The organism is Pseudoteredinibacter isoporae, from assembly GCF_011602085.1.
Lineage (GTDB): Bacteria > Pseudomonadota > Gammaproteobacteria > Pseudomonadales > Cellvibrionaceae > Pseudoteredinibacter > Pseudoteredinibacter isoporae.
Genome location: NZ_JAAONY010000001.1, coordinates 66,997 through 87,064 on the forward strand (window position 1 = coordinate 66,997; position 20,068 = coordinate 87,064).

Consider the following 20,068-nt stretch of genomic DNA (forward strand, 5'->3'; position numbering starts at 1 on the left):
GAATCGTCACAGCAGTTGATTCCGCTTTATCCGCAACAATACAAGGAAAAACGGTGCGCCCATAATTGCGGTAATCACGCCAACAGGTAATTCAGAAGGCGCCAATACCGTGCGCGCCAATGTGTCAGCTATCAGCAGTAACAGAGCACCACCCAATGCCGATGCCAATAAAAGATAACGGTGATCCGGTCCGATAATCAAACGCATAATATGCGGCACAACCAAACCGACAAAGCCAATGGTTCCTGCCATGGCCACCGACAATCCCACACCGGCGGCGATTGCAATGACAATGTGTACTTTCAAACGCTGGACGTCCACCCCCAGGTGTCGAGCTTCTGATTCACCCAGCAATAGTGCATTGAGTTTCATTGCTTGTTTCTGCAAGACAATCAACAGCAGCAACAGCACCACAGCCAGCGCCGCCCTCTGGCCACCACTGCTACCAGCCAGGCTGCCCATTTGCCACAAACTGATTCTGCGAAGCTGGGCATTACTGGACGCAAACTCACTGAAGCTGCTGACGGCGGCTGCAAATGCGGTCACCGCAATGCCGGCCAACAGCATCATAGCTACCGAAGTACCATTTTCATTATTCGCTAGTCGATACACTAAAACGCTGGCCAACATCCCGCCAATAAACGCCGCGATGGCCACGATGGTTACTGAGGCAACCTGCGCAAAAAGCAGATAGAAAAAAACAATGCAGAGGCTTGCTCCCATGGCAGCACCGGCACTGACACCGATGAGGCTGGGATCAGCAAGGGGGTTACGAAACAGCCCCTGGCTGGCAGTCCCGCAGACCGCCAGACAGGCGCCAATCAACAGCGCAAGAATAACTCTTGGCAGACGGATATCCCTGATAATTTGCTGTTCAATATTATCGGCTTGGCCAAGGAGCGCAGCAAAGGCATCTTTGAATGAGGAAAACTCTGCTCCAACACACAGCGCAAGAACGACGGTCGGCAGCAGGGAGCAGGCCAATACGGCCATCAGCTTGTATTTTGATGTCGCTGACATCGCTCCCCCCACCTAATACCCTGAGTTAAAAACTCAATTTTACCCCAGCATAGGCCGCAGACCCACTTGTGTAATAAGTCGGAATCTCTTGATAGTTTTCATCAAGGGCATTCTCAATGCGCAGGTACACATCCAACTGTTCGGTTGCAGACCAACGTACAGATGCATCCAGAACCTGGTAATCTTCGATATCCACAGAGATGTCACGCTGACCCGAGACATGGCGGAGGTTTGCCGACAACTCGATACGAGCCTCGACGAACTCATAGCTGCCACCGAGGTTGAACAATACACGTGGGCGGCGAAGACGCTGCTCACGCTGACCATTTGAATTCGGAACGGTCTGGGTATCGTTATAAGTGGCGTTACTGTATACCTCAACGTTTTCACTGAGGTTCTGACGATAGCTCAGCTCGACACCCTTGGAGTTGCTGTCACCGTTCTCTTGCAAATAACCACTAAAGGATTGCAGGTCAAAAAAGATCTCGTTTTCAACTTCCTGATCGAAATACACCAGTTCCAGTTGACCACCACCGGCCAAAAACAACTGGGCACCGATATCAAAACTGCGGGTATTTTCTTCTTTCAGGTTCACCGCCAGAATGGAGTCGGGTGCGAAAGGACGGCGATTATAAGCCAGCTCCGACAAACTCGGCGCGCGGAAACCCGTGCCCCAGGTTGTTTTCAGTTTCAGCTCACCCAAAGCGGTTGGGATAAAATAGGCTGCTCCCAAACGATAGCTGTTGTGTTTGCCGAAATCTTCATTGTCGTCATGGCGAATGCCGGCATTCAAAAACAATTGCTCCTGAGCCTGCCACTGCCAATCAACATACGCAGAATCCTGATCGCGTTCGTTGTTGTTCAGCTGATCCGTTTGGGTTTCACGCTCGGCACCGAAAACCAGGGTATGCGCTTTGTTATCCCAGGCCCCCAGGTATTGCCAGGTTTCAATATCACCCTTGGCTTTGGAGCCAAAGGTGGCGATGTTTTCGCGCTCGGTTTCACTGTTGCTGTAGGCGACTTCATGTTGCCAATCATCGCTTTTCTTACTCACCGCCACGCGACCGGAACGCTGCTCATAGTCGGAGAAGTTAACATGGTTACTGGTCGCGCTGAATCCGTCATAACCGGCCCGGCTATCGACATCGCGCAAAGTTGCCGCAACACGCCAGCCATCGCCAAAATTCAAACCCGCATGAACATGAGCGGTGGTGTTTTCATAGCCGTCCAATTCGCCGCTGCTATCAACTGTGCGGGCATTGAATCCATCGGTGTCCTGGCGGGAAATTGCCGCGCTGATATCACCGGCTTCTTCTTTATAGGAAATATTCGCCGCCCAGTTTTGCGTGCTGTAACGACCGGCTTCCGTGCTTAAGCCACCGTGCAAACCTTCACGCTGGGGTTGACTGCTGATGCGAACAACACCACCCGCATCAGCGCCGTATACCAGCCCCTGAGCACCACGCAAAATTTCCACTCGCTGGATGCCGGCACTGTTGATTTGCTGTATCTGTGGGCCTATCTGGGTACCGGTCGGGTCGGCCACATCAATACCATCGATGTACACTTTGGTTCGATAACCTTCCTCACCCCGAATACGCAGGGCGGATACTTTACCGGGACCACCCGCATTGCTGACATTGATCGCCGGCTCGTTGCGCAACACATCCATCAAACTGGCGTGACCACGACGCTCGATTTGCTCAGCGGTAATAATGCTGATCGCTGCGGACTGCTGCTTCAGGGGCATTTCAATGCGGTTGCCAACCACCACGATTTCTTCGATTTTACTTTCTGCTGTGGCGTTAACGCTTAAGCCAATGGCAACGGCTAACAAAGATTTGGCCGTTAAATGATTTGAATTGTTCACTATGGTTCCTCAATCAAGATGACAGACTGAGGGAGGGACGGGTGCGCACAAGGGCTCGAACATCGAATTTAAACGGCATCAGAGCGCTTATCACTCACCGATAAAGCCCTCCGCTTCATCGTTTTATAAACTTCTGCGAAGGCCGGTATCGGGCTTAGCGGTTTACACCGTTTCACCGTTGCGGGGGCAGCGCTGGAATCACCATTCTATAGAAATGGCTCACCGAGCTTCCCGTTTAACCTGCCCAAACCCAAAGGGCTGGCAGGCACCTGTGCAGGGGGCGCACCTTACGCGGGCGCCCTATAAAGGTCAAGTATTATACAGATACCCACTTAGCTCATTTCACGCTGAGCTTATATTGAATCAGCTCGAACAGATGAAACCCATGGGTTTTACCGCTTCTAGCTCAGGAAGTAACGATACGCCTCACTGTCGGTTTCTTCCTTATAACGATAATCCAGGCTATCCAACAGTTTCAGTAAATCCTTGTTATCGTCTTTCGGCACTTGCATACCGACCAGAACCCGGCCATAGGCCGCGCCGTGGTTACGATAATGGAACAGGGAAATATTCCAGCGGCTGGCGGTTTTGCTGAGGAAATTATCCATGGCACCGGGACGCTCTGGAAACTCAAAGCTGAAGAGTCGTTCGTTTTCAACCTGCGGGGCATGGCCACCCACCATATGACGTACATGAAGCTTGGCGACCTCGTTATCCGTCATATCGCAGACTTCATAACCTTTTTCACGCAGCTCGGCGACGAGTTCATGACGACCTTCGTCGTCGGCCACCTGCACACCCACCAAAACATGAGCCTGCTCATGGGAACCATAGCGATAATTGAATTCGGTAATCCCCCGGCGGCCGATGGCTTTACTGAGCTTGCGAAAAGCACCGGCCTTTTCAGGCAAGGTAACGGTTAACATAGCCTCGCGCTTTTCACCGATTTCGGTACGCTCGGAAATGTAACGCAAACGATCAAAATTGGTATTCGCACCGCTGGCGATAGCAATGACTGTTTTGTTTTCCCAACCCTGTTCGGCCACATGTTTTTTCAAGCCTGCCAGTGACAGGGCGCCCGCCGGCTCGGCGATAGAGCGAGTATCTTCAAAAATATCCTTGATGGCCGCACACATTTCATCGGCATTGGCCGTGATCACACCATCTACGGTATTTTTCAAAACCCGATAGGTTTCTTTACCAATCTGGGCGACGGCCACGCCATCAGCAAAAATACCAACCTCGGATAAGGTTGCGCGGCGGCCTTTATCCATAGCCAGTTTCAGGCACGCTGCATCTTCTGGCTCTACGGCATACACCTTGATATCGGGTCGAACGTATTTGATATACGCCGCCATGCCGGCACACAGACCACCACCACCAACAGGGATATAAATTGCATCAATTTTTCCAGGGTGCTGACGCAGGATTTCCATGGCCACTGTTCCCTGGCCTGCAATCACATCCGGATCATCAAACGGATGAATATAGGTAAGCCCCTGCTCTTCCACCAGTTTATTGGCGTGGGCGGCGGCATCGTCATAGGCATCACCGTGCAATACCACTTTGGCACCGCGACGACGCACGGCATCCACTTTAATGGCCGGAGTAGTTTTTGGCATAACAATAATCGCCTTCACTCCCAGAGCCTTTGCACTTAAGGCAAGGCCCTGTGCATGATTACCAGCGGACGCTGCGATCACACCGCGAGATTTTTCTTCATCGCTGAGCAGACGCAGTTTGTTATAGGCGCCGCGAATCTTGAAGGAAAAAACCGGTTGAAGATCTTCTCGCTTAATCAAAACATCGTTGCTAATTCGAGCAGAGATCAGTGGAGCTTCATCCAATTGGGTTTCTCGGGCCACATCATAAATGCGGGCATCTAGTATTCTTTTTACGTAACTCTCAGGCATAGTGCTCGACAACTGATCAAAAATTAGCTATTAATGGGCCGTAGAGTATAAAACAAGGGAGCCTTTGGCGTAAGCCGCCAAAGCAGCATCTGAGCCTCAACGGTGACTTTTTTGGCCCAGAGCGTAGTGCTTGATGGACATTCGCTCATAATAAGGGTGCAAGCATTGAATCGCGGGACGCTGACACCGCTCGGTAATGATGATTTTTTCAAATCAATCTCTCTGGGCCTGTCGCAGGATGCATTTGACATAATTGTCGACGGACCGGTTGGCATTTGGGTATCCCAGGCCAGCCCTACCCGCCTTTTTGTTAATGAAAATGCCAAGCGCCTTTTACAACTGGATTCCAACGATGGCGTTTTTACTGAACACTCTCCCCCTTGCCTGAGCCACCTTTTAAAACACCCCGACAAAAAAGGGCTGCAAACATGCCAAGGCAGCGATGTGTTCAGCTTTCTCATCAGCCAGCGAGCGTCCACATATACAGGCTTGTTTCTGCGCTGTCCGGAATCTGATTTGCCATTGGCCCAGCCTGATGAACAGGAATTGCTGAAGCTGGTGATGCAACTTCCTCATCTTGCGGTTCAGGGATACGACCATCATGGAAAGCTTATCTACTGGAACGAAGCCAGTAGTGAGCTCTACGGTTACAGCCTGGACCAAGCAGTTGGAAAAAATATGGAAGAGCTGCTTATTCCGCAAAGCCACCAGGGCAATTTCCCGACCATATATAAGCGATGGCTCGCCAACCCTGGAGTTGCCCCGAACCGCAACTGCATTCGTATGAACTGCCAGGGCCAGAAAATTCAGGTGCAAACCACTCAGATTGTTCTGCAAAACGGTTCCCGGGAAGCCGAACTGTACTGCCTGGATTACAGTGATGATGGCACTCGTCGACAACAGCAACAACTTCATAAGCTTGAGTATTATGATCAGCTCACACAGCTCCCCAACCGCCAGCTGATGCATTCATTGCTGGAGCAGAGTTTGAAGGTCGGTCAACAGTTGGATCTTTGCACTGCGGTGATGTTTATCGGCATTGATAAATTCACATTGGTCAACAGTGAATTCGGCCATGAGGTGGGCGATCACATCCTTAAAAAAGTGGCCGACCGTATTTTAACCATCGCCAGTTTTCAGGATTTGAAATCCCGGTTTGGGGGTGATGTGTATGCTCTGTCTTTTAATGTACCGAAGGACAATAAACAGGTTTCTCGTATTGCGAGACGATTATTGGCAGCGCTTTCCAAGGAACTGCACCTCGAAAAAGGTCCGGAACGCATCAGTGCCAGTATAGGCATTGCTCTGTCTCCTTTCGATGGAGAAGATGCTTCAACCTTGTTGCAACATGGCGATGCAGCCCTGGCCCAGGCGAAGGCTGATGGTGGAGGCTGTTTTGTGTATTTCGACCCGGAACTGAATCGCAGCAATCACCGGGTCCATTTTATCGCTAACGATCTGGAGCGAGCCCTCGATGCCGGAGAACTGCACCTGAGCTTTCAGCCACAATTTCAGCTCGACTCCGAGATGCTCTGTGGCAGCGAATCCTTGATCCGTTGGCAGCACGAACAACTGGGAGATATTTCTCCAGCAGAATTTATTCCGATTCTTGAGCGACAAAAGGGAATGCTGGTACTGGATTTCTGGGTAACCAAACAACTTCTGAAAACCATACAGGAATATTTGGAACAGGGCATCGAACCACCCAGAATTTTTGTCAATCTGTCGGCAGCTACCATTAATCATAAGGACTTTCGACACAATGTGAGCAGGGTGCTGGAAAAATACAACGTGCCCAGCCATGCCGTAGGCATTGAACTCACCGAACACACCCTGATTCACAATGAACCCCAAGCCGTAGCCAATCTGCATTGGTGTCAGGAAAAAGGCATCAAAATTGCGCTGGATGATTTTGGAACCGGTTTTTCTTCACTCAGTTATCTGGCCAAGCTACCGATTGATATCATTAAAATCGATCGCCTGTTCATTAGCGCGATCGACAAGAAACACAATCGCGAGCTGGTAAAAACCATCATCGCAATTGCGCACAGTTTATCGATGGAAGTGCTTTGTGAAGGTGTACAAACCCGGGAGCAGGAAGATTTCCTGCGCGAGCATGGCTGCGAAATGGTTCAGGGACATTATTACACTGAGGCCCTGGACAGTGAGCAGTGGCTGGCCTTGATTCAAAGCAAGGGGCCAAACCGCCATTGTGTCTAGGGCCTCCCGGCACTTATTTCTGTTTGCTGTTCATGTAATCTAATGTCAGTGCACTCAATGCCTTAACACCGGTTTTCAATGCCGACTCATCCAAATCAAACTTTGGTGAGTGATTGTAAGCCGCACCAGGTTTGCCAGCGCCCAAACCAATAAATAAACCCGGAATTTGTTGCTGGAAGTAGGAAAAATCTTCGGCGGCGGTAATCGGTTTGATTTCCATGACCTTGCCCGGAGACACTCGCTCCAACGTTGGCAGCATTTGGCGAGTCAAATCCGGATCATTAAAAGTAACAGGATAACCCGGCACAATATTAAGATCTGCAGTTGCGCCAGAGGCTTCCGAAATGTTTTCTACAGTCCGGTGTAAATGTTTGTGCAATGTCTCACGCATCTTCACATCGTAGGTGCGAATGGTGCCTTCCATATCCACTTTGTCAGGAATGATGTTATTGCGCACACCGCCGTGAATTGAACCTACGGAAACTACCGCAGGTGCTTCAGTAATTGGCAGCTGTCGAGCGGGAATTAATTGAATCGCGGTAACCACCTGACCCGCCGTGGTAATAGGATCAACCCCTGACCAGGGCGCAGAACCGTGGGTTTGTTTACCCTGGATAGTCAGTTCAAAGCGATCCTGAGCCGCCATAAAACCCTCGGCTCGGTAGGCCAAACTGCCCGCAGGGAATGGGAAAATATGCAGACCGAAAATCACTTCCGGTGCGTACTTGCCTTTTAATACGCCCTCTTCAACCATTTGTTTGGCGCCCCAGGTATCGATACCTTCCATGCCCTCTTCCGCAGGCTGAAAGATAAATTTAACCGTACCCGGCAAATCCTTACGATGTTTGGCCAACAGCTCGGCCACGCCCATCAGGATCGACATATGACCATCGTGGCCGCAGGCGTGCATAACGCCGACTTCTTTGCCTTTAAAGCTGCCTTTTGCTTTTGACGCAAAGGGCAATCCGGTTTCTTCGGTCACCGGTAAGGCATCCATATCCGAGCGCAACGCCACCACCGGGCCGGGCTTTCCACCAACCAACACGCCAACCACGCCGGTTTTCGCCACTCCCTCCTGAACCTCATCAAAGCCCAGTGCCTTCAGATGTTTGGCAATATAAGCAGCCGTTTTGTATTCCTGATTAGAGAGCTCCGGATGCTCATGCAGATGACGGCGCCATTCAATGACCTTGGGCTCCATGGCCTTTGAATCCGCTTCAATAGTCGCGAGGTCCAGTGCGGCCTGGGTTGGTGCCACAGTGGCAAGAACCAGAGATGAAACCATGGCCGGCAAGGCCAGTTTTTTCATCATGCTACCCTTCTTCATCGGCTTACTCCTTAAATCTATTATTGCAATCGTGACCTAGACTAGCACGGCCCCTCGAAAAGCACACCCGTTCGGCCAAGATACCCTGAGCAAGCGCTGGAGAGGGCCGAAGTGACAGCGTATAATGAGCGGCTTTTCCAGCATCTGCCCCAGACGAGATATCCATGAACCAAGACCAGTTAAAGCAGGCTGTCGCGAAAGCCGCCGTTGACTATATTCGTCCAAAACTCGAGGCCTACTCCATCGTGGGTGTCGGTACCGGCTCAACGGCCAATTTCTTTATTGATTATCTGGCTGAAATTAAAGGTGACTTTCAAGGGGCCGTGGCCAGTTCAGAAGCCACAGCCGAACGCTTGAAAGGCCATGGTATTCCGGTGTTCGATCTCAATGAGGTCGACAGCATGGCAGTGTATGTTGATGGCGCCGATGAAAGCAATCCCGAGCTGGCCTTGATCAAGGGTGGTGGCGCCGCTCTCACCCGGGAGAAAATTGTGGCCGCCGTTGCTGATGAGTTCGTCTGCATTGCCGACAGCAGCAAGTGGGTTGACTGTCTCGGTCAATTCCCGCTGCCAGTGGAAGTGATCCCCATGGCCCGCTCCTACGTTGCTCGCGAGTTGCTGAAGTTGGGTGGTGACCCGGTGTATCGTCAGGGCGTACTTACTGATAACGGCAATGTCATCCTTGATGTGCACAATATGCAGATTGATAAGCCGATTGAACTGGAGCGCGCCATTAACAGCATTGTTGGTGTTGTCACCAATGGTTTGTTTGCTGAGCGCTCGGCGGATGTGCTACTGCTCGGCGGTACAGACGGCGTTAAGGAAATTCGTAAAAACCAATAACGCCAACCTGAAAACCCAAGCAGAAAATTCAAACTGAGAGCAATAAAAAAGGCGCTCGCAATGAGCGCCTTTTACGTCGGCTTTAAGCCGCTTGCCAGTGAACCTGCTGCTTTCCGTTTGCTTCCAGGCTTTGCTCAACCCATTTGCGATATTCCCCATCGATCACATTGCGGCGCATTTTCATGGTGGGTGTCAGCAGCTCGTTTTCAATGGTCCACTCTTCGGCCACAATAAACACATTATTAATGCATTCATGGGGCGGCAGCTCCGCATTAATTGCAGAAAGCTCTCCAGCAATCGCGGTCTCTAAAGCCACTTTATCAGAGCCATCGACACCTTCAGCCAGGCCAGCCAACAGTACAGGCTGATCCATTCCGTGACCAATGATACACATTTGCCCAAAGACTTTAGTGTTACCAAAACGTGTTTCCAACGTCGTTGGTTTCACGAATTTACCTTTCGAGGTTTTGAACACTTCGCTCAGCCGGCCGGTCACATAGAGATTGCCATTGTCGTCGATATAGCCGGTATCGCCGGTATGGTAATAACCGTCTCTTAAGGCTTCCGCAGTTTTCTCGGGCTCCAGATAATAACCCTTCATTAACGCACCGCTCTTAAACAGAATTTCGTTGCCTTCACCGATTTTCACTTCATTATCTGAATAGGGTTTACCCACTGATCCAGGGATGGGCTTGTCACGACAAATACAACCGTAAATAAAGTTTTCGGTCATGCCATAGCCGTCCATCAGGGGTAATCCCAGATTGACATACCACTCCTGCAAATCAACGGGCGTCGGTGCCGATCCGGTAATGCATTTACGTGCTTGATCCAATCCCAAACCCGCAATCACTTTGCGCTTGATGATATTGCCCAGGATAGGAATATTAAAAAGAATTTTTTGTTTTTGGGGCGACATCTTTGCATCAACGCCTTCCTTGAATTTTTTCCAAAGACGCGGCACCGAGAAGAAAATGGTCGGCTTCACCCGATTCAGATCGCGAACAAAGGTTTCCAGGCCCTCGCCAAAATGTACAACCGCACCACTGTAGATACTGACCATACTGACGATAATACGTTCGGCGGCATGAGACAGTGGAAGGTAAGAGAAAAAGCGATCCTGATTGCTGTACTTTTCTTCGGCCATCATACGCGGCACCGTAAAAGCAACCGATGCGTAGGTATGCATAACGCCCTTAGGATTCCCGGTGGTGCCAGAGGTGTACATAATCGTAAACAGCTTCTCCAGACCGTATTCCGGATTGTCTTCAAGCGGTTCAATATTCGCGAAAATTTCCGCCGTCGAATCGTCTGCGTTCAGGCCATTCCCCCAAATACCGATACGGCGAACGCCATCCGGAATGGAGCCATCAAGCGCTTCGGGGTTATCCGTTGCACCGATGAAAATGGCTTTGGTTTCACTGTGTTCCATGCAGTAGCGCATAGAGCTTTCGGGCTGACCGGGATACAGCGGCACACTGACCAGGCCTGCCAACATAATACCCATGTCCACCATGAGCCATTCCGCACAGTTCTTTGCGTGAATTGCGACGCGATCGCCATCTTCCAGCCCCAACTGCTTTAAATAGTTCGCAATTTTACGGGCGTGCTGGCCAAAGGATTGCCAGCTGTAATCAACCCACTCACCGTTTACAGACTGACGGAGATAAAGCTGATCTGGGCTGTTTCCTTCGCGGGCATACAGCTGTTGTAGTGGAGTGGTCTCTTCAAACATCGCGCTGGTCATGAAATAGCCTTATTGTTGTGTTCGTTATGTCGTTGTAGTGTCCGTTTCTTATTTAGTGCCACGACTGGGTAAAAAACGGCCCATGTTATTGCACTGAGCTTATGCAATTTTACATAGCCGCCCAATGACGATTACTGACAATAAAATTGATACCCTTACGCTCTCTACTAAACCGAGCGCTCCGTCGTCGAATTCATCCTGGCCTGTGCTAATATACACCCATGAAAACAAAACCCGGCATTCATATCGATTTACTTCAGTCCTGGCTTGACGGCCCGCGCCGCCAGGGCGTGGATGTCGATCAAATCATGGCTGAGTTGAACATCGATTTAAAGGCCCTGCCCGATGACGGCCTGCACCTTCACAAAGAAGAGTTCGGCAAGCTCGTCAAAGCGACCTGGGCGGTTATGGACGATGAAGCCGCAGGCTTCCTGTCGCGACCCTTACGCCAAGGTTACTTTGCTCTGCAATGTCATGCCACCATCACCTGCCCCAATTTACGCCGGGTGCTGCTGCGCAGCATTCGACATGCCCGCGTCTGCAACGACGAAATGGGCTTTTCGCTGAACGAACAAGGCGAAGAAGCAACTCTGGGTTTCAGTTTCAGCAACCCTCACGGCCTTGATCCCGAGTGGTTTATCGTCTCCATGATGATTATCTGGATTCGCTGGACCAGCTGGATGATCGACCGACCAATTTTGCTGGAACGCATCAATTTTACGTTTCCGGCACCGCCTTATGCTGATGAATTTCAGGACATGTTTGCCTGTCGCAGCTACTTTAATCAGCCTGAAAACAGTGTCGTATTCAGCCGTCGCTTTTTGGAACGCCCCGTAGCTCAGGACCCTCAGACCCTGAGCGAGTTTCTGGCCAATGCCCCGGAATGCCTGCTGACTCGCTATAAGAGCGACAACAGTCTGACCGCGAGAATCCGCAGTATGCTGCAATCCAGTGACTGTGTGGAGAACCTGCCCTTCGAGGTGGTCGCCGATCGTCTGCATATGACGACCCAAACCCTTCGCCGCAGACTGAAAGAAGAAGGCAACGCCTATCAGGAAATCAAGGATGCCGTACGCCGGGACACTGCCACCTATCACCTGGCACGCCTGAATACCCCCATCAATGATATCGCTGCCATTATGGGCTTTTCGGAACCCAGCGCCTTTAACCGAGCCTTTAAAAAATGGACCGGGCTGACGCCGGGCGCTTATCGAGAGTCCTGTCGCTAGGGTCAACACTCACGCCCGAGCCGTAATCAGCAAGCACTTACCTCTCAGCAGCACAGCTAAAGCCATTACCACCTCCAGCAAAGCTGACATTTTCTCCCACCGGCTTGAAAACTTTGGTCATTGTTCTCCTTTTCTTTTGGCCTAAGCTGTATAGCACACTGGCGCAAGCGCCCTATTCCAATCCAGAACACCAAAAAGAGATAAGCTCATGAGCAATGAAGCCTTTATTTTTGATGCCATTCGTACTCCGCGCGGTCGCGGTAAGGCAACCGGCAGCTTACACGAAGTCAAACCCATTACCCTGCTGGTGCAAATCTTACAGGCCCTGCAAGAGCGCAATGGTTTTGACAGCAAAGATGTAGACGACATTGTAATGGGTTGTGTTTCTGCGGTGGGTGATCAAGGTGCCGACATTGCCAAAACCGCTGCTCTGGCCGCCGGTTGGGATGATGACGTGGCTGGGGTTACCTTGAACCGCTTCTGCGCTTCCGGTCTGGAAGCTGTAAACACCGCCGCGCAGAAAGTGCGCTCCGGATTTGAACACCTGATTGTCGCTGGCGGCGTTGAATCCATGTCACGCGTACCGATGGGCAGCGATGGGGGTGCCTGGGCCGCTGACCCTGAAACCAATATGTTCACCGGCTTCATGCCACAGGGCATTGGTGCCGATTTGATTGCCACCATTGATGGCTACAGCCGCACGGATGTCGATGCTTTTGCGGCAGAATCCCATCGCAAAGCAGCCGCTGCCTGGGAGCGCGGCGCTTTCAATAAATCCATCATCCCGGTAAAAGATCAAAATGGCCTGACCATTCTGGATCGTGATGAATTTATTCGTCCGGAAACTTCTGTAGAAACCCTGGCAGGTTTGAACCCATCCTTTGCCGGAATTGGTGAAATGGGCTTTGATGGCGTCGCTCGCGAAAAGTACCACGACATCGAACAGATTAATCACGTACACGGCCCCGGCAACTCTTCCGGCATCGTGGATGGCGCCGCCGCAATGTTAATCGGCAGCCAGGAAATGGCCGACAAATACAACATGAAACCCCGAGCCAAAATTATTTCCACCGCTGTTGTGGGTACCGACCCAACCATCATGCTGACCGGCCCCGGCCCAGCTGCCAAAAAGGCACTGAAGATTGCCGGCCTGGAAGCTAAGGATCTGGATTTGGTTGAAATTAACGAAGCCTTTGCATCAGTTGCCCTGCGACTGATCAAAGATCTGGATTTGGACGAAAGTATTGTCAACGTCAATGGCGGTGCCATCGCAATGGGCCACCCATTAGGCGCAACCGGTGCCATGATTCTGGGCACTCTGCTGGATGAGCTCGAAGCTCGTGACCTGAAACGTGGCCTGGCCTGTCTATGTGTCGGTGGCGGCATGGGTATCGCCACTATTATCGAGCGCGTGTAAGCAAACATCCAGATTATCAAGCTGTAAGAAACAGCCAAGAGAGAAAGATTATGAGCTCAGTACAATTTGAAAAAGACAGTGACAATATTGTTCACATGATTTTGGACCGCAAAGATGGTTCTGCGAATGTAATGGATGCAGCCTTCCAAGCGGATTTTTTTGAATTCATCCAGAAACTGGAAGCCGAAGACAATTGGGACGGCGTAATTGTTCGCTCCAAGAAGAAAACCTTCTTTGCCGGCGGCGATCTAACCGCGTTGATTCAAGTTCAACCCAGCGATGCCCAACAGTTTTTTGATGAAGTGGAAGCCCTGAAAAAGGCCATGCGTAAGCTGGAAACCATGGGCAAACCCGTCGTGGCCTGCATCAACGGTGCGGCTTTGGGCGGCGGCTGGGAAATAGCCCTGTCCTGCCACCACCGCATTGCCTTGTCCAAAGGTGTCATGCTTGGTTTGCCAGAAGTCACCCTGGGCCTGCTGCCCGGTGGCGGCGGTGTGATCCGCATGACACGTTTATTGGGTTTGCAAGGTGCCATGCCATACCTATTGGAAGGCAAGCAGTTCAAACCTGAAAAAGGCAAAGAGCTGGGTTTGATTCACGATATCGTGGACACGCCGGAAGAAATGCTGGAAAAAGCCAAAGCCTTTATCAAAGCCAATCCAGAAAGTGTTCAGCCTTACGATGTAAAAGGCTATAAAGTTCCTGGTGGCAAACCCAGCAGCCCAGCACTGGCCCAAATGTTACCAATCGCACCGGCTATGCTGCGCAATCAAACTAAAGGCGTTCTGCCAGCGCCTGAAGCCATTATGTGCACCATGGTTGAAGGTCTACAAGTTGATTTCGATACAGCAACTCGCATCGAAACCCGATACTTCACCACTCTGACTACGGGCCAGATCAGTAAAAATATGATCGGCACTTTCTGGTTCCAGCTCAATGAAATTAAAGCCGGCCGCGGTCGCCCGGATGGCTTCGAACAAAAACCTGTGAAAAAAGTCGGCATCTTAGGTGCGGGCATGATGGGCGCCGGCATTGCCTATTCATCAGCAATTAAGGGCATTGAAGTTGTACTGAAAGATGTCAGCCTCGACAATGCTGAAAAGGGTAAAGCGTATTCTGAAACCCTGTTGAATAAAAAAGTCAGCCGTGGTCGCATGAGCGAAGAAAAACGCGATGGCATTTTGTCCCTGATCAAACCAAGCGCTAATGCGGAAGACTTGCAAGGTTGTGATTTGATTATTGAAGCCGTATTCGAAGAGCGCGGTCTGAAAGCGACAGTAACCAAAGAAGCCGAAGCACAGATTGCCGGCGATGCAGTATTTGCATCCAACACATCTACCCTTCCGATCACAGGCTTAGCTGAAGCCTCTGTTCGCCCAGAGCAATTTATTGGCCTGCATTTCTTCTCACCCGTCGACAAAATGCCTTTGGTAGAAATTATCTGCGGTGAAAAAACCAATGATGAAACCCTGGCTCGTGCATACGATTATGTTCAGCAAATTGCTAAAACGCCTATCGTAGTCAACGACAGCCGCGGCTTCTTCACTTCACGTGTATTCGGCACCTTCACTCAGGAAGGTATTGCCATGGTTGGCGAAGGTGTCAGCGCGGTTTCCGTCGAAAACGCCGCCTTCCTCTCAGGCTACCCGGTTGGACCATTGGCGGTCATGGATGAAGTGACACTGACTCTGTCAGCCAAAGTACGCAAGCAGACCATCGTTGATATGGAAGCCGCTGGTGAAAGCTATACCGCTCACCCGGCCGACGCCGTCGCTGACTCCATGCTGGAACAGGATCGTGCCGGTAAATCTACGGGTGGTGGTTTCTACGACTACCCAGAAGGCGGCAAGAAGAAACTGTGGTCCGGCCTGGATCAATACTACAAGGCTGACTCACAGATTCCATTGCAGGATATTAAAGATCGTCTGCTTTATATTGAAGCTGTGGAAACCGCTCGCTGCTATGAAGAAAAAGTTCTTACCAGCGTACGCGATGCTAATATCGGCTCAATCATGGGTATCGGTTATCCAGTATGGACCGGAGGTGTCTTACAATTTATCAACCAAACCGGCTTGAAGACGTTTGTCACTCGTGCTCAGGAATTGGCTGAGAAGTACGGCGATCGCTTTACACCACCCGCTTATTTGGTGGATATGGCTGAAAAAGGCGAGACCTTTAAAGACAGCTAATTGAACCGCATCAAACGCAATGGCCAGCACTGCCTGGCCATTGCGGTTTTAACATTTCCACAACGAGAACATCATGATCCCAAGAACTGTATACGAGTCTGAACACGAACTATTCCGTGAGAGCGTCCGTAAATTTTTAGAAGCCGAAGCCGTACCTTTTCACGCCCAGTGGGAAAAAGATGGCCAGGTAGATCGCGCGCTTTGGAACAAGGCTGGCGAACAGGGCTTTTTAGCACCCACTATTCCGGAAGAATACGGCGGCGTCGGTGTTGATTTCCGTTACAACGCTATTGTTGATGAAGAGGTTGCCCGTGCAGGATTGTCCGGTATTGGCTGGGGCCTGCATTCAGACATCGGTGTGCCTTATATTTTGAATTACGGCAGCGAAGAACTGAAGCAAAAGTACATGCCCAAGTGTGTGAGTGGTGAGGTTGTTACCGCCATCGCCATGACCGAGCCTGGCGCCGGTTCCGACTTGCAAGGTGTGAAAACCAGCGCCGTGCTGGACGGCGATGAGTGGGTGATTAATGGTTCCAAGACCTTTATTACCAACGGGCAACATGCCGACCTGGTAATCGTTGTCGCCAAGACCGACCCTGAAGCCGGCGCCAAAGGCACCAGCCTGATTCTGGTTGAAGCGGGCACACCCGGTTTTGAAAAGGGCACCAACCTGGAAAAAATCGGCATGAAAGCCCAGGACACCTCCGAGCTGTTCTTCCAGGACGTTCGCGTACCGAAATCCAACCTGCTGGGCGAAGAAGGCATGGGTTTTATTTACCTGATGCAAGAGCTGCCCCAGGAACGTTTATCGGTTGGTGTTAATGCGATTGCCAGTGCACGCTCAATTCTGGATCAAACCGTTGAATACGTAAAAGAACGAAAAGCCTTTGGCCGTTCCGTAGCCACCTTCCAGAACACACAATTTAAACTGGCTGAACTGGATACTGAAGTGACTTCGGCCCAGGTATTTGTCGATCGCTGCCTGGAGCTTCATATCGAAGGCAAGCTGGATGTGCCAACCGCTGCAAAATTGAAATTGCTGTCTACGGATTTGCAATGCAAGGTTATTGATGAGTGCTTGCAGCTCCATGGTGGCTATGGCTATATGTGGGAATACCCGGTGGCCCGTGCTTACGCTGACGCTCGCGTCCAGAAAATTTACGCGGGTACAAATGAAATCATGAAGCTGATTATTGGCCGCTCCCTGCTCGGCTAATCCATTCTTTATGAATTCAACAGGCCGCGCTTGATGCGGCCTGCTTTCCAAATATTTATACGCAGTTCTCAACTCGGATTCAGGAGCTTCTCATGAGCGGCCCATTAAGCGGATTAAAAATTCTCGATTTCTCAACACTTCTACCCGGGCCTTATGCCACTCAATTGCTGGCCGATATGGGTGCGCAGGTTTTGCGAATCGAATCCCCTACCCGCCCGGATTTATTACGCTTTGCGCCTCCCATGGTCGGCGATATCTCTGCGGGCCATGGCAGTATTAATCGCAATAAACAATGTATCGCCCTGGACCTGAAACAACCTGCTTCCATTGAGATCGTGAAGAAGTTACTGCAGGAATACGACATTGTTCTGGAGCAGTTCCGTCCAGGTGTGATGCAACGCCTGGGGCTCGACTACAACACCTTGAGTGCAGACAAACCGGAACTGATTTATTGTTCTATTACTGGCTATGGTCAGACCGGCCCCTTGAAAAACCGTGCCGGACACGACATTAATTACCTGGCTCTGGCAGGACTCGCAAGTTACAGCGGCCGCAAGGAAACCGGCCCCATTCTTTCGGGCACGCAGATTGCCGATATCGCAGGCGGCACCCACCATGCTGTGATGGGCATTCTGGCCGCCGTCATCGAGCGCAGCAACAGCGGGAAAGGCCAGCATATCGACATCAGCATGAGCGATGCTGCCCTGGCATTGAGCGCCACCGCCGGTGCAGCACATCTCGCCGGTGATAAAGCCCCCGAGCTTTCTGGCACCATGCTTAATGGCGGCATCTTCTATGACTTCTATGAGACCGCTGACGGGCGCCATCTTTCAGTAGGCAGCCTGGAGCCGCAATTCTGCAAACAGCTCTGTGAGGCCATGGGACAGCCTGAGTGGTTCGAGCGAGCCATGAACTACAACCCGGAAGTACAAGCTGAGCTGAAACAGGATTTAATTGCTGCCTTTAAACAAAAAACCTTCGCAGAGTGGAGCGAGATTTTCGCCGCACTGGATGCCTGTGTCGAGCCGGTCTTGAGCTTGGATGAAACCGAACAGCATCCACATTTTCAAGAGCGCGGCATGTACATTGAAGTCGATGCGGCGGATGGTCAACGTCTGCGTCAGGTCGCCAGCCCGATTAAATTCAGCGGTTCACAAACCGAATATCGCAATGCAGGCCTGCCGATTGGTGCCAACACTGATGAGGTACTCGGACAACTGGGCTACGACGCAGATAGCCTGGCCCAATTGCGGGAGTCTGGTGCTATTGCCTAGCCACCACCAATAAAACCGATCCTTTTTTCTGGCCTCTTTTTTCTGGTCTCTCGTTCCGAGAGGCCAGCACTTATTCGCTTTTGCTGCGCTGCAACGCCAGCGCATTATCAATGGCTTCTTTTAGATAGTTAGGCTCATCGCTACCCAGGCGAATGGCTGAGCCAGACTTGAGACGTATCTCCACAGCCAACAGGCCGGACACGTTATACATCCACCCGTCCCCCAAAAGCCGAATCCCAAAACCCATCATTACTGAGTTATTCACGACTTCACAGCTGGCAATATCCTCGATCGGCAATTCCTTACGCCAGAAACCCGGACCAAAATGCCAACTGATCGTTTCTTCGCTAACCGCGACTCGCAAACTGAAGAACAAAACGGCCGGTATTAACATCGCAACCAGGGTAATCGCGATCCCAAGAGGAGGCATCAGTAATAAAAAGCTGCTGCATACGCTGACCATGATCAGACTGACCACCCACATAAAGTAGCCCATTTGGGTATGCTCATAGGGAATAAAATTGAGCTCAGCTTCCAATAGAGTGTCTTTGTCCGTTTCAAGGGCACTGGCAATGGCCGCTAGAGAATCCATAGCCGCACTGCCACTGCTTTCGATGCGTTGGATGGTACGCAGACTCAAACCACTGGCCTCTGCCAACTGCTCCTGAGACCACAACTTGTCTTTGCGCACGCGCTTTAACGTTTGGCGATTAATTTTCATCTCCATATTTTGACCCACCTTAAGTGATTAATCTATAAGGAGAATTTATCCTGCTGGCGTACGACAGTTCTACGACAGCGATACGCCAGGGTGTGTATTCGATTATTAATTCACCAGCTTTCGAGCATTTTCTGAGCATTGAAGAATTTTTGCCTCGATGATGATTTCTTCTCTTCCAAAGCTATTTTGAAATTTACATCGTCTAAATGGGAAAGTTCATCGCAATGGCATACTCATGTATAAGACCCTTATTACTCTAATCGCAGCGTTCTCAATCAAGGCTTTTGCAGCTCCAACATTTGTTGAAGTGAAAGATCAGGCTTTTGTCGCCAATTACTATCCGGGCCAAAGCAGTAAAATGCCGGTGCTGGTATTGGAAGGTTCCGGCAGTGGGATTCCCAAAGTGCTGGCCGAAAAAATTTCGAAAATGGGGCACCCGGTTCTAGCTCTGGCCTACTACAAAGCCACTGGCCTCCCCAAACACATTGAAGCAATCCCTCTCGAATACTTTGAGCCTGCCAAAACCTGGTTATTGCAAAAAAATAACGCTGAAGAGTTGGCCGTCGTTGGCTGGTCCAAAGGGGCTGAAGCGGCTCTATTGTTAGCCACTATTGATGATCGTATCCGCAAGGTGGTTGCTATTGCGCCCAGTCACGTGGTTTGGCCCGGGATTATTCCCGGCCAAAAGCGAGCCCCGCTGTCCAGTTGGACCATGGGCGATAAACATCTGAACTTTGTGCCATATCAGGCCAACACCGATATTCGCAGTCTGCGGGATCTGTATGAAAACTCTCTGAAAAATCAGCAAGCCGTAGAAAACGCCAAAATTGAAATCGAAGACAGCAAGGCAGACCTCTTGCTCTTTAGCGGCGGTCTGGACAGCGTATGGCCTGCAAATTCAATGGCCCAGGAAATTTGCAAACGTGCACGGTTGAGTTCACCTAAAATTCTTTGCGAACATCATCATTACCCGAAAGCTGGACATCTGCTGGACAGCAGCATTCCACTGGATGGCGAGAAAGGAGCCAATCAGGAGGCCGATGAGGAGAGCCGCACACTCATCGCAGATTTTCTGCGCTAAGC

General features: G+C 50.8%; 14 protein-coding genes and 1 riboswitch. Of the genes, 8 read left to right on the plus strand and 6 right to left on the minus strand.

Features of this window, described 5'->3' with window-relative positions:
• Positions 1 to 6: 6 nt before the first annotated feature.
• From G8768_RS00280 to ilvA, 3 genes are all read right to left on the minus strand, one after another.
• Positions 7 to 1,020, minus strand: coding sequence for a FecCD family ABC transporter permease (locus tag G8768_RS00280; RefSeq protein WP_166853152.1), 1,014 nt, complete (start codon positions 1,018 to 1,020; stop codon positions 7 to 9).
• Positions 1,021 to 1,045: 25 nt separating this feature from the next.
• Entirely contained in the window at positions 1,046 to 2,890 is a 1,845-nt protein-coding gene (locus tag G8768_RS00285; protein ID WP_166853150.1) for a TonB-dependent receptor domain-containing protein, read from the minus strand.
• A 123-nt stretch (positions 2,891 to 3,013) separates the two neighbouring features.
• Positions 3,014 to 3,178: riboswitch (cobalamin riboswitch) on the minus strand.
• 113 nt (positions 3,179 to 3,291) lie between these two features.
• On the minus strand, positions 3,292 to 4,803 hold the full coding sequence (gene ilvA / locus G8768_RS00290; protein WP_166853148.1) for a threonine ammonia-lyase, biosynthetic: 1,512 nt from the start codon (positions 4,801 to 4,803) through the stop codon (positions 3,292 to 3,294).
• 165 nt (positions 4,804 to 4,968) lie between these two features.
• Here ilvA and G8768_RS00295 point away from each other — a divergent pair, with 165 nt between their 5' ends.
• The gene (locus G8768_RS00295) at positions 4,969 to 7,023 is read left to right on the plus strand and encodes a sensor domain-containing phosphodiesterase (protein ID WP_166853146.1); all 2,055 of its coding nucleotides are present in this window, start codon (positions 4,969 to 4,971) and stop codon (positions 7,021 to 7,023) included.
• A gap of 13 nt (positions 7,024 to 7,036) precedes the next feature.
• On the opposite strand, the gene G8768_RS00300 is transcribed toward G8768_RS00295, so the two are convergent.
• Positions 7,037 to 8,350 carry an amidohydrolase gene (locus G8768_RS00300; protein ID WP_243749336.1) on the minus strand — a complete coding sequence of 438 codons (1,314 nt, stop codon included), beginning with the start codon at positions 8,348 to 8,350 and terminating at the stop codon, positions 7,037 to 7,039.
• A gap of 164 nt (positions 8,351 to 8,514) precedes the next feature.
• Here G8768_RS00300 and rpiA point away from each other — a divergent pair, with 164 nt between their 5' ends.
• Positions 8,515 to 9,192 carry a ribose-5-phosphate isomerase RpiA gene (gene rpiA / locus G8768_RS00305; RefSeq protein ID WP_166853144.1) on the plus strand — a complete coding sequence of 226 codons (678 nt, stop codon included), beginning with the start codon at positions 8,515 to 8,517 and terminating at the stop codon, positions 9,190 to 9,192.
• A gap of 82 nt (positions 9,193 to 9,274) precedes the next feature.
• Here rpiA and G8768_RS00310 read toward each other — a convergent pair whose 3' ends face one another.
• Positions 9,275 to 10,939, minus strand: a complete 1,665-nt coding sequence (locus G8768_RS00310) for an AMP-binding protein (RefSeq protein WP_166853142.1) — start codon at positions 10,937 to 10,939, stop codon at positions 9,275 to 9,277.
• A gap of 221 nt (positions 10,940 to 11,160) precedes the next feature.
• Between G8768_RS00310 and G8768_RS00315 the strand changes: the two genes are divergently transcribed.
• The 5 genes from G8768_RS00315 (at position 11,161) to G8768_RS00335 (ending at position 18,264) form a co-directional block, all read left to right on the plus strand.
• Positions 11,161 to 12,168 (plus strand): AraC family transcriptional regulator, encoded by a 1,008-nt coding sequence (locus G8768_RS00315; RefSeq protein ID WP_166853140.1) that lies wholly within the window; start codon positions 11,161 to 11,163, stop codon positions 12,166 to 12,168.
• A gap of 208 nt (positions 12,169 to 12,376) precedes the next feature.
• Positions 12,377 to 13,585: an acetyl-CoA C-acetyltransferase gene (locus G8768_RS00320; RefSeq protein WP_166853138.1), complete on the plus strand. Its 1,209-nt coding sequence runs from the start codon at positions 12,377 to 12,379 to the stop codon at positions 13,583 to 13,585.
• Positions 13,586 to 13,635: 50 nt separating this feature from the next.
• The gene (locus tag G8768_RS00325; RefSeq protein ID WP_184679342.1) at positions 13,636 to 15,774 is read left to right on the plus strand and encodes a 3-hydroxyacyl-CoA dehydrogenase NAD-binding domain-containing protein; all 2,139 of its coding nucleotides are present in this window, start codon (positions 13,636 to 13,638) and stop codon (positions 15,772 to 15,774) included.
• Between the two features lie 73 nt (positions 15,775 to 15,847).
• Positions 15,848 to 16,990 carry an acyl-CoA dehydrogenase family protein gene (locus G8768_RS00330; RefSeq protein WP_166853135.1) on the plus strand — a complete coding sequence of 381 codons (1,143 nt, stop codon included), beginning with the start codon at positions 15,848 to 15,850 and terminating at the stop codon, positions 16,988 to 16,990.
• A 92-nt stretch (positions 16,991 to 17,082) separates the two neighbouring features.
• Complete coding sequence (locus G8768_RS00335; RefSeq protein ID WP_166853133.1) at positions 17,083 to 18,264, plus strand: CaiB/BaiF CoA transferase family protein; 1,182 nt, start codon at positions 17,083 to 17,085, stop codon at positions 18,262 to 18,264.
• A gap of 70 nt (positions 18,265 to 18,334) precedes the next feature.
• On the opposite strand, the gene G8768_RS00340 is transcribed toward G8768_RS00335, so the two are convergent.
• Positions 18,335 to 18,991, minus strand: coding sequence for a helix-turn-helix domain-containing protein (locus tag G8768_RS00340; protein WP_184679343.1), 657 nt, complete (start codon positions 18,989 to 18,991; stop codon positions 18,335 to 18,337).
• Positions 18,992 to 19,220: 229 nt separating this feature from the next.
• On the opposite strand from G8768_RS00340, the gene G8768_RS00345 reads away from it, so the two are divergent.
• Positions 19,221 to 20,066 (plus strand): acyl-CoA thioester hydrolase/BAAT C-terminal domain-containing protein, encoded by an 846-nt coding sequence (locus tag G8768_RS00345; protein WP_166853131.1) that lies wholly within the window; start codon positions 19,221 to 19,223, stop codon positions 20,064 to 20,066.
• Positions 20,067 to 20,068 lie beyond the last annotated feature (2 nt).